The sequence below is a fragment of the Mycobacterium sp. genome, from assembly GCF_019243155.1.
Lineage (GTDB): Bacteria > Actinomycetota > Actinomycetes > Mycobacteriales > Mycobacteriaceae > Mycobacterium.
The window spans coordinates 1-10,078 of the sequence record NZ_JAFAUS010000152.1; the positions used below are offsets into that span (position 1 = coordinate 1).

11 protein-coding genes are annotated in these 10,078 nt (G+C 66.0%); 4 read left to right on the plus strand and 7 right to left on the minus strand.

The genetic code is table 11. The features are described 5' to 3' along the window. Window positions 1-855 (minus strand): MurR/RpiR family transcriptional regulator (locus tag JOZ00_RS07560; protein ID WP_293341921.1); only part of this gene is annotated, 855 nt, incomplete at its 3' end. Between the two features lie 8 nt (window positions 856-863). After that, window positions 864-2,297, minus strand: a complete 1,434-nt coding sequence (locus JOZ00_RS07565) for an MFS transporter (protein ID WP_293341924.1) — start codon at window positions 2,295-2,297, stop codon at window positions 864-866. A 147-nt stretch (window positions 2,298-2,444) separates the two neighbouring features. Here JOZ00_RS07565 and JOZ00_RS07570 point away from each other — a divergent pair, with 147 nt between their 5' ends. Together JOZ00_RS07570 and JOZ00_RS07575 are read left to right on the plus strand one after the other, a co-directional pair. Further along, a complete protein-coding gene (locus JOZ00_RS07570) occupies window positions 2,445-3,257 on the plus strand; it encodes a phytanoyl-CoA dioxygenase family protein (protein ID WP_293341927.1) in 813 nt (270 codons plus the stop codon). A gap of 47 nt (window positions 3,258-3,304) precedes the next feature. Then, window positions 3,305-3,850 carry an inositol oxygenase family protein gene (locus tag JOZ00_RS07575; RefSeq protein WP_293341930.1) on the plus strand — a complete coding sequence of 182 codons (546 nt, stop codon included), beginning with the start codon at window positions 3,305-3,307 and terminating at the stop codon, window positions 3,848-3,850. Between the two features lie 67 nt (window positions 3,851-3,917). Here JOZ00_RS07575 and JOZ00_RS07580 read toward each other — a convergent pair whose 3' ends face one another. The 3 genes from JOZ00_RS07580 to JOZ00_RS07590 all read right to left on the minus strand — a co-directional run bounded on the left by JOZ00_RS07580 (window position 3,918) and on the right by JOZ00_RS07590 (window position 6,727). Next, on the minus strand, window positions 3,918-5,381 hold the full coding sequence (locus tag JOZ00_RS07580) for an FAD-binding protein (RefSeq protein ID WP_293341933.1): 1,464 nt from the start codon (window positions 5,379-5,381) through the stop codon (window positions 3,918-3,920). A gap of 49 nt (window positions 5,382-5,430) precedes the next feature. Then, on the minus strand, window positions 5,431-5,931 hold the full coding sequence (locus tag JOZ00_RS07585) for a VOC family protein (RefSeq protein ID WP_293341936.1): 501 nt from the start codon (window positions 5,929-5,931) through the stop codon (window positions 5,431-5,433). Window positions 5,932-6,031: 100 nt separating this feature from the next. After that, entirely contained in the window at window positions 6,032-6,727 is a 696-nt protein-coding gene (locus JOZ00_RS07590) for a TetR/AcrR family transcriptional regulator (protein WP_293341939.1), read from the minus strand. Between the two features lie 112 nt (window positions 6,728-6,839). On the opposite strand from JOZ00_RS07590, the gene JOZ00_RS07595 reads away from it, so the two are divergent. Continuing rightward, window positions 6,840-7,295, plus strand: a complete 456-nt coding sequence (locus tag JOZ00_RS07595) for a nitroreductase/quinone reductase family protein (protein WP_293341942.1) — start codon at window positions 6,840-6,842, stop codon at window positions 7,293-7,295. A 6-nt stretch (window positions 7,296-7,301) separates the two neighbouring features. Here the strand turns inward: JOZ00_RS07595 and JOZ00_RS07600 are convergent, their stop codons facing one another. Together JOZ00_RS07600 and JOZ00_RS07605 are read right to left on the minus strand one after the other, a co-directional pair. Then, a complete protein-coding gene (locus tag JOZ00_RS07600) occupies window positions 7,302-7,979 on the minus strand; it encodes a hypothetical protein (RefSeq protein WP_293341951.1) in 678 nt (225 codons plus the stop codon). Window positions 7,980-8,079: 100 nt separating this feature from the next. Then, the gene (locus tag JOZ00_RS07605) at window positions 8,080-9,015 is read right to left on the minus strand and encodes a sterol desaturase family protein (RefSeq protein ID WP_293341945.1); all 936 of its coding nucleotides are present in this window, start codon (window positions 9,013-9,015) and stop codon (window positions 8,080-8,082) included. Window positions 9,016-9,124: 109 nt separating this feature from the next. Between JOZ00_RS07605 and JOZ00_RS07610 the strand changes: the two genes are divergently transcribed. Further along, the coding region (locus JOZ00_RS07610) for an FAD-dependent oxidoreductase (protein ID WP_293341948.1) at window positions 9,125-10,078 on the plus strand (954 nt) is incomplete at its 3' end.

The following is a 10,078-nucleotide window of genomic DNA, read 5'->3' on the forward strand; positions in this document are numbered from 1 at the left end:
CGTCAGGGCTTCCGCGGTTAGGCGCTGGGCGTCACCCGCTCGTCGCATCGTCTTGAGAAACACCGCGGCGTGCAGCGCATCGAACACCGCGATGTGCGCGATCCGGCTCGTAACGGCCTCGACGCGGAAGTCGGTTTCCTTGGCCCCGGCCACCAGCACGATGTCGCACAGCGCGCTCAGCGGCGAGCGGGAGAAACTGGTGATCGCCATCGTCGTCGCTCCGGCGTCCTTGGCCGCCTCCACCGCCATCAGCGATTCGCGGGTCTGACCGGTGTGGCTGAAGCACAGGCACACCGCGCCCGGCTTCAGCAGCCGCGCCGCGACATGCTGAACATGCCCGTCCGCGGGTGCGTCGGCACTCAAACCGGTTGTGCGCAAACGATATCCGGCATCCTGGGCCAGCGGGGCGGATGTCCCGACGCCGACACACAGCACATGAGACGCTCCGGCAAGGGCGGTGACGGCGGATTCGAACTTTGCGGGGTCGATGGTGTCGGCGGCTCCGGCGACGGCCGCCTGCGAGTCCGCCAGCACCTTCTTCAACACCGTGGACGGGTCGTCGCCCGGGCCGATACCTTCGTGCAGGGTCTCTTCGGTGGATATGGTGTCGGCCGCCAGCCGGATCTTCAGGTCCGCATAGCCACGCAGGCCGACGTCCTGACAGAAGCGGACCACCGAGGCCACCGACGTGGCGGTGCGCTCGGCCAGGTCGCTGACCGTCAAATGGATGATCGCCCGCGGATCGTCGAGCACGGCTTGGCCGATCGTCTGCGCGCGCGGGGTCAGGTCGGGCAGCGCCGCCCGAATGTGGGCGACCACCGATCCCGTTGGGGGGCGGGGATCGGCGGTCGTCATGAGTTGAATCATGGCACGACGCGCGCCGCGATTTCAGGAAGAGCGGGGTCCGGGGTGGCCGGGCTGCGCTCGTCGAGGCGGGACGACGCGATCTCGTCGAGTGACCGCCCGCGCGGTTCCGGCACGATCAGCGAGAGTGCAGCGGCTGCCAGGCAGCACGCCGCCGCGACCAATTCGGTGCCCTGCAAGCCCCAGGCCGCGAGCATCGGTGGGAAGGTGATCGCCCCCACGAACGCCCCGAGTTTCGCGGTGCCTGCGGCAAAGCCGTGCGCGGTGGCCCGAATGGATGTCGCGAACAGCTCGGCCGACAGCAGCATGGTCGCCACACCGGGGCCGAACCACACGAAGAAGCTGCTGACACCGTAAGCGGCGACGAAGAGGCCGACGCTGTTCCTGACGGCAGGCACGAGTGCGATGGCCGCAAGGCCGGCCGCCATGCCGACGAGCCCGATGACCTGCAGCCGGATGTGGCCGATCTTGTCGATCGTCCAGATCGTGACGGCGAAAGCCGGCACCGTGAAGGCCGCGTACAGCACGAGGTTGACGGCCACGGTGGCCATTGTCGAGGCATGCGGGGCAACGTTTTTCACCAACAAGGGCGCACTGATGGTGTTGCCGTAGTAGGCGATGTCGAACAAGAACCAGACGCCGGCCGTCATGAGAACGGCCCGCCAGACGCCGGGCGCGGCCAGACATTGCCGCAAGGTCGGGCGCGCGTGCGCGCTGCCGGTGGCGATCGCTGTGGTGCCGGTGAACGCCGTCAGATCCGCGGCGGCCCGCTTCTCGTCGATCTCCGCCAGGAACCTCGGCGACTCCGGTGTTTTGGTGCGCGCGTAGAGCACCAACGCTGACGGGACTGCGCCGAGCGCGAGCAACAGCCGCCAGGTCAGCGAATGGTCGAGACCAGTGGCCAGCAGGATTAGCGCGACGGCCGGACCCGCGATCGAGCCCAGCACGTAGCTGAAGAACATCATTGCGACCATCCGGCCCCGGTTGGCCACGTTGGCGAACTCCGTCATCATCACGCCCGACACGGGATAGTCGCCGCCGATCGCCAAACCGAGGATGAATCGGAATATCAACAGCCACATGAAGTTCGGCGACAGCCCCGACGCGATGGCCGCAAGCGTCATCAGCAGGGCGGCCAGCCCGTACATGCGTTTGCGACCGACAACGTCAGACATCCGGCCCCAGATGACAGCCCCGATCGCCGAGGCGATCAGCGCGCTGCTGCCGATCAGGGCCACCTGGCCGGTGCTGAGCCCCCATTCCGGTTTGATCAGCAGCAGGGCGGTGCCGATCACCGTCAGGTCGTAAGCATCGGTGAAAAAGCCTGCGCCAGAGACGATTATCGCCTTGACGTGGAAGCGTTGGAATCGGGATCCATCGAGAACATCGACGACCCCGGGCGCGCTGTCGGGGTGACTCTGGGTCTGTGTCATGTGCCGGACCCTACGGAGTCGATGAAACATTACTCCGAAATGTAAGTGAACAGTGGATGGAAATTCCCTTCTGTGACCGGGTTCAGTTTGAAATAAAATTCCAGAGGCGGGTAGCGTTCCGGATGGATGCGTCAGAGAAGAGGGGCCATGTCAACACAAAGCACGAGAGAGATCGCCGCAGCGAGTCTGTCGCGAACCGAGATCGATGCCTTCGCCCGTGACGGCTATGTGGCCGTTCCGGGCTTTTTGTCCAGCGACGACCTGGATCGCTTGCGGGGCTGGGTCTGCGACGTGGAGCGATGGCCCGAACGGCACGGGGCCGGCTTGCTGCAGCACGACGAGCAGACCGGCGGCGGGGTGCGGCGCACCCGGACGGAGAACTTCTCGCCGTTGCACGATGAACTGCGGACTCTGCTGACGGCGGGTGCGGTGCCGGCGATCGCCGGCCAACTCCTGGGCGAACCCGCCGTCCTCTACAAGGAGAAGATCAACTACAAGCATCCCGGCGGGGCCGGATTCGCCGCGCACCAGGACGCCCCCGCGTATCCGCACGTCGACGTCAGCGTGAGTTGCCTTCTGGCGGTGGATGATTCAACCGTCGAGAACGGCTGCCTCGAACTCGTCAGCGGCATGCACCACGAGCTGTTGCCCACCGATGGAGACGGTTGCATCCGTCCAGACATCGCCGAATCCCTGCACTGGCAGGCCCACCCGGTAAGTGCCGGTTCCCTGGTGTGGTTCCACAGCCACACACCGCACCGCAGCGGGCCGAACACATCGCACACCTCGCGACGTGCCCTCTACCTGACCTACAACGCCGCCTCGGCAGGCGACTTCCACGAGACCTATTACCGAGACAAGCGCGCCGCCCTGTCCGCTGCGGCCGGCGACGGCGAGACGCAACGGGTCAGCCTGATCGGTCATTTCCAAGGCATCGCTCCGGCCGGGCCGAACGAATGACCACCGAAGCGCACTGGCCGCTCACCAGCCCCACCACCGCCACCGAGGTGGCCGACGCCATCCTTGCTCTCTTTGTCGACCGGGGCGACAACCACTACGACGAAGCGGTCACCCAGACGCAGCATGCGATGCAGTCGGCCGCCCTCGCCGCAGCCGAAAGCGCCGAGGACTCAATGACAATCGCGGCGTTGCTACACGATCTCGGACACCTGCTAGTCGACGAGCACAACGGTAACGTCGACTTCCTGGACAACGACGAAAACCATCAGTTCGTTGCCGCGAATCTGCTCGGCCGCTGGTTCCCGCCGGCCGTGACCGTGCCCATCGCGCTGCATGTCGCCGCCAAGCGCTACCTGGTCGCGACCGAAGCCGCTTATGCGCGTGGTCTTTCTGATGCGTCGGTGCGGAGCTTGCGGGTTCAGGGCGGGCCGATGAACGCGCAGGAGATCGCCCGATTCAGCCGGATCCGATATGCGGACGCGGCGTGCCGCCTGCGCCGTTGGGACGACGCCGCGAAAGTCCCGAATCGGCAGGTCCCGCCGCTCGAACATTATCGGGAGCGGCTGGAGTCGCTAGTGGAGTTCAGGCGGTGACGTTGCGCGCCTACGCGCCCCCGGCCGACCCGGCCGCGTGCGCTCCGGCGCTGTGTTTTTGGCGCGCCTACGCGCCCCCGGCCGACCGGGCCGCGTGCGCTCCGGCGCGGCGCCCGAAGAACGAGCCCTCCCCCAGCTGCGTGCCGCTGGCGTAGCCCTTGCCGTCCTGGGCGATGTTGGACGCACACGCCCCGGCCGCGTACAGGCCGGGAATGACGGTGCCGTCCTCGCGCAGCACCTCGCCGTCCACCGACGTGGCCAGGCCGCCGATGGTGAACCCGGCATACATGGCCTTGCCGAGGGACATGTCGAACGCGCCCCAGGGACCCTTGTCCTGCGCCGCAAGGAATTCGGGCTGCTTGTGGAAGTCGGGGTCCTCGCCCTTGGCCGCGAACTCGTTGTAGCGGTCCAGCGTCGCGACGAGGTTGCCTTCCGGGATGCCAAGTGCGACTTCCATTTCCGGGACGGTCTCCCAGCCGTCGATCAGCGGCACCAACGGCATCTTGGGGTGCTCCAGGTGCGCCTCGTCGACGATCAGATAGGCCGCGCTGTCCGGCTGATCCATGATGAACCCCGACGTCCGGGAGTGATACGAATCCTCGGCGACGAACCGCTGCCCCAGCTTGTTCACGACGATCCCGGTCAGCAGGATCGACGGCGGGTACGGCGGAGCCGTGATGAAGATCTGATCCATGTGCTGGGTGGCGCCACCGGCCGATACGCCCATCCGGATGCCCAGGCCGTCGTCGTAGGTGTTGCCGAGGACGAACGGCTTTTCGGCCAGCTTCGGGGTGTACGTAGCTACCATGTCCGGGTTCATCACGAACCCACCCGCAGCGATGATCACCGAGTTTGCCTTGATCGCACCGGTTTCGGAGAACTGCTTCCACGCCACACCGGCAACCGCTCCCGAGCCGTCCACGACGAGCTTGGTGGCCCCCGTCTCGTACCGGATCTGCACGCCCAGGCTCGCCGCCCGCTTCAGCAGCAGGTCGATCACCATGGAGGCCCCGCCGGTGTCGCCGGGCACCGGCACCTTGTGGCCCCGCGGCGCCGGAACCGCCTTCTCCAGGAACGGCCACACCTTCTCATTGCCGGTGAACATCAGCCCCTCGGTGTTCGGCTGAATCACCGCCTTGCCCGGGAAGTAACTGCGCTCGAACTGAAAACCAAGGTCCTCGAGCCAGTTGAAATGCTCGACGCTGCCGTCGCAGTAGGCGCGAAGCTTGGCCTCGTCCGGTTGCCGCGACACCGCGACCAGGTACTTGTACATCTCATCCGGCGAATCGGCATGACCGGTCGCCTCCTGGACCGCCGTCCCGCCACCCAGGTAGAAGTGGCCGCCGGCCAGCGAGGTGGTGCCGCCCGCGGCGGCGGCGCGTTCCAGCACGAGCACCCGCGCGCCGGCGGCCGCCGCGCTGACTGCGGCGCAACCACCCGCGATCCCGAAGCCGATGACCACCACGTCGACCTCATCGGACCACGACGTCACGTCGTCCACGCTGACCGTTGCCGGGATTTCGGTGCTCATTGGCGCCACTCCTCCTCATCACTGCGTTCTGCATCGTCGCCGGCGGTGCTCACCGCTGCTCCTGTTTGATGTAGTCGTAGAACGCCCGCATCTCTGGTGCGACGTAAGCGATCTCCACAAACGGCACCCCAGCTTGCGGCGCCGACACGTAAGCGAACTGGATTCCGCCGGGCATCACGCCCCGCTGCACCACCGGGGCGCCGAGGTCGACGGCTTGCGCCAGTGCCGTTTCGAGCCCCTCAGGACTCTCGGCCTCCATGCAGATGTGGTGTAGACCCGGCCCGCACTCGGCCAAAAAATCACTATAGATGTTCTCTCCGCTGACCGGCTGAATGAGCTCGAGTTGCATGTCGCCGAGATAGCTCAATGAGATGCTGGCGACGAAGTCGGCCGGCTTGCCGAGATAGCTGCAGGAGTCCGGAGCAAAGTGCACCTCGGGTATCCGCACCCACTTCTTCACACCTAACAGGCCGGTGAGAGCCGTTTCGGTGGCGTCGAGGTCGGCGCTGACCCAGGCGATCTGCGTCGGCGATTGAACGGGAAGCGTCATCGTCTCGCACAATAGCCCAGTCCTTCGGCGGTCAGAAAGGGCCGGAAAGACTTTGCCGTGACGAGCCGCTTCGGATAAGAAGAGGCCGAGTGAACACGTTCTAGTTCGGCGGTCCGTGCTGGTGCAGCACATCCACCAGCAGCGCGAGCTGCGCGTCGAAGACCGCACCGGTATCGGTCAGGGTGTCGGTGCCGTACTGCCCGAACACCTCGAGGCTGATGGCGCCGACTACCACCGCCCACAGCAAGAAGCACTTGGCGACGACGTGATCATCGCCGGGAAATCCGAATTCTTGGCGAAGCCGCTCGAAGTCGGATGACATTGGTTGGGGGGCAACATCATTGGTCAGTCTGATGTCGCCGGTGGCGATCCCGGCGGCTACCGCGTCGAAGAACGCCACCACTACTCTGGTGCCGGCGGGCGTCGTGCGATCCGCCGGAGCGTGATACCCGGGAACGGGACTGCCGTAGAGCAGGGCCCAACGGGCGGGATATCTGATGGCCCAGCCCCTTGCCGCCCGCGCGATCGCAATGACGTCGTCGCTCCAGAGGTCGCCCACGGATTCGCGGGCGCGGTCAACGGCGTCGGCCAGGTCGGAATAGGCGTCGATGAGCAGTAAGGTCAGCAGCTCGTCGCGGCTGGACACGTACCGGTACACGGCCGAGGACACCATTCCCAGGTCGCGGGCAATGGCGCGCACGGACAGCCCGGCCGCGCCACGATCCACCAGCTGGCGGCGGCCGAGTTCGATGATGCGCGCCTCGATGTGCTCTCGCGACTCCTGGCGTTTGCCCACGCGGTCAGTCTGACACAACCGAGAACACCGCTCTTGTTTTATGGCTCGATTTATGGCAACGTGACAGCTACAGAGAGCACTGCTCTCGTTACACCGACCGAGAGGACGCCTCATGTCGACTCGATACGAAGAACCCAACCGGGTCGCCCAGGCCGCCAACTCGGTGATCCGCTGGCTGGCCGAGATGGGGATCAGCATCGCAGGAACCCGGGCGCTGCACGTCCGTGGCCGCAAATCCGGGAAGCCGCGTGCAGTTGTGATCAACCTGCTGACCGTCGACGGCGTCGACTACCTCGTCTCGCCGCGCGGCAACACCCAGTGGGCGCGCAACGTCAGGGCTGCGGGGGTCGTTGAAACCGGCCCGCGCTGGCGCAGGCGGCAGACCGCGGCCAGCGAAGTCGACGACGCTGCCAAACCCGAACTGCTGAAGGGCTATCTGGACAGGTGGTACTGGCAGGTCAAGGACTACGTCGCCGGGCTGACCCCGGACAGCAGCCGGGAACAGTTCTTGGCTGCCGCGCCCACGATCCCGGTGTTCGCGCTGACGGCGGTCGGCACGTCGCGCTGAACCTCGCTAGCGGGGACTGGGCACGCCAAGGTCCTCGCGGACCTCTTCCGAGGTGGCAGGCCACGACACCGCTGCCGGAAAGCTTCCCCAGACGCTGTTGAAGATCCCGACGATCTGTCCGGGGCCACCCATGGGGGCCAGGTACACCGGACCGCCCGAATCGCCGTTATGGCTTTGCACGCCGTGCGACATGGTGAACCAGCCGTTGTTCACGCTTTCCACCGTCCCGCAGGTCTCACCGGTGGCCACGCCGAAATGGCAGACCGGTTGTCCCGGAGCCAGCGCCGGCGCCGGACCCGAAACCAGCGCACGCCCGCTCGGCATGACGTTGTTCGCCATGACGTTGTTGTCCAGCACAATCGCCTCGTAGTCGGTGATCAACTGGTCGGTGGCCACCGTAGTGCCGGTTGGTGTGTTGTCCCGGAAGGCCGCCAGGCGGCCGATGACGTTGCGGTTCTTGTCGGTGACGACTCCCCCGCCGCCCCGGCAATGCCCCGCGGTGAAGGCGATCTTCAGCGCGGGGTCGACGTAACCCAGCGTGCAGACGCGATTGTCCTGGTGGATCTCCATGCCCGGAAACACCCACACCGGGTCGGCTTTGGCCGGCGCTGCCGGGATGGATGGCACGAGCGCAGTTACCGCGATCGACGCGGCAAATGCACGCGTTGCCAGGCGACGAACCACTGAACTCCGATCCACCGGGGCCCGAAAATACCGACCGCAAATCGAGATTACGGCGTCACCTTCCCCCACGCTCAACTTTTCGCGCCGTAGAAGGCGTACGTTACAGCGACGTCGCCAGCGAAGCCGAAGTATCGGATTTCCCCGCGACCTGCGGTTCCCAGCCCGGCGGCCCGAAGACGTACCCCAATCGATCACGGAACCGGGTCGCCGAGCGCCAGTCGCGGCCGATTGCCACGTATTCGCGGGTCTGCAGTTTCCAGATGTTGAAGGTGTCCACCCGCTTGGTGAGGCCGTAATGCGGCCGGAACACCTCGCTTTGGAAGCTTCCGAAGAGCCGGTCCCAGATGATGAAGATGCCGCCGTAATTCTTGTCGAGGTACAGCTTGTCCATTCCGTGGTGCACGCGGTGATGCGAAGGCGTGTTGAAGACGAATTGGAAAGGCCGCGGCAGCTTGTCGATGCGCTCGGTGTGGATCCAGAACTGATAGATCAGGTTCACCGAGAAACTGCAGAACACCATCCACGGTGGAATTCCCAACAGCGGCAACGGAACCCACATCAAGATCTCGCCGCTGTTGTTCCACTTCTGGCGCAGCGCGGTGGCGAAGTTGTAGTACTCGCTCGAGTGGTGAGCTTGGTGCGTCGCCCAAATCAGTCGCACCCGATGGGCAATCCGGTGATAGGCGTAGTAGAGCAGGTCGACACCCAGGATCGCGACAACCCATGTGTACCAACGGGTCGCCGACAGGTGCCAGGGCGCGAGATAGGCATAGATCGCGGCGTAGCCCAGCAGGGCCAGCGTCTTCCAACCGGCGGTGGTGGCGACCGACACCAGGCCCATCGAGATGCTTGCCAGGGAGTCACGGGTGAGGTGTGAACCGGAAGCCGGCCGCGGATCCTCGGCTGTGATTTGTTCCAGCTTGCGCGCCGCCGTCCATTCCAGGGTCAGCAGCAGCAAGAAGAATGGGATGGCGAACAGCACCGGGTCCCGCATTTGCGGGGGCAGTGCGGACAACCAGCCGGACAGGACACTCACAGAGATAAGACTACGACGACCGCCACCGCCGTTTGGTCGCCCCGGTGGTGCACACGGTCCACACTGTGCCTGGTGGCAGGCTCACGACGCGATATGAGGGGTTGAACCGTTGACCGCTGTGCTGGTGGTGGGCTCGGGATTTGCGGGGCTGTGGGCGGCGCTCGCGGCCGCCCGGCGCCTCGACGAACTCGCCGTGCCGACGGGCACGGTCGATATCACCGTGTTGAGCCCGCAGCCCTTCCACGACATCCGGGTTCGCAACTACGAGGCCGATCTGAGCACCTGCCGCATTCCGCTCGCCGACCTGCTCGACCCCGTCGGCATCGCTCACCTCGCCACCGAAGTGACCGCGATCGACCCCGACGCCCGGACCGTCACAACTTCCACCGGCGAGACGCACGGTTACGACCGGCTGGTGCTGGCCTCGGGCAGCCACGTGCTCAAACCCGCCATACCGGGCCTGCAGGAGTACGGCTTCGACGTCGACACGTACGACGGCGCGGTGGTGCTGCGGGAGCACTTGGCGCGCTTGGCCGGCGGGCCGGCGAACGCGGGGGCGGCCACGGTCATCGTGGTTGGAGCGGGGCTGACCGGCATCGAATTGGCTTGCGAGCTACCAAACAGGTTGCGGCAATTGTTCGCCGGCGTCGCACCGCGGGTGATTCTGCTCGACCGCAACGACATCGGCTCCGACATGGGCGCCTCGGCACGCCCGGTGATCGAACAGGCGTTGGCGGACAACGGCGTTCAGACGGTGCCGAAAGTGACCGTCGCCGCGATCGACGAACACGGCCTCACGCTTGCCTCGGGTGAGCGTCTTGCGGCGCGCACCGTGGTGTGGTGTGCCGGCATGCGGGCCAGCGGCCTGACCGAGCAACTATTGGTGCCGCGCGACCGGCTGGGCCGCGTGACGGTTGACGACTACCTGCGAGTGGTTGGGGTGCCCGCGGTATTCGCGGCCGGCGACGTGGCGGTGGCCCGCATGGACGATGACCACCATTCGGTGATGTCGTGTCAGCACGGCCGCCCGATGGGCCGCTATGCCGGCTACAACGTCATCAGC

Coding starts and splice junctions, on each gene's coding strand:
- JOZ00_RS07565 (WP_293341924.1), bottom strand. CDS start 2,297: ATGACACAGACCCAGAGTCACCCCGACAGCGCGCCCGGGGTCGTCGAT.
- JOZ00_RS07580 (WP_293341933.1), bottom strand. CDS start 5,381: ATGAGCACCGAAATCCCGGCAACGGTCAGCGTGGACGACGTGACGTCG.
- JOZ00_RS07570 (WP_293341927.1), top strand. CDS start 2,445: ATGTCAACACAAAGCACGAGAGAGATCGCCGCAGCGAGTCTGTCGCGA.
- JOZ00_RS07595 (WP_293341942.1), top strand. CDS start 6,840: ATGTCGACTCGATACGAAGAACCCAACCGGGTCGCCCAGGCCGCCAAC.
- JOZ00_RS07585 (WP_293341936.1), bottom strand. CDS start 5,931: ATGACGCTTCCCGTTCAATCGCCGACGCAGATCGCCTGGGTCAGCGCC.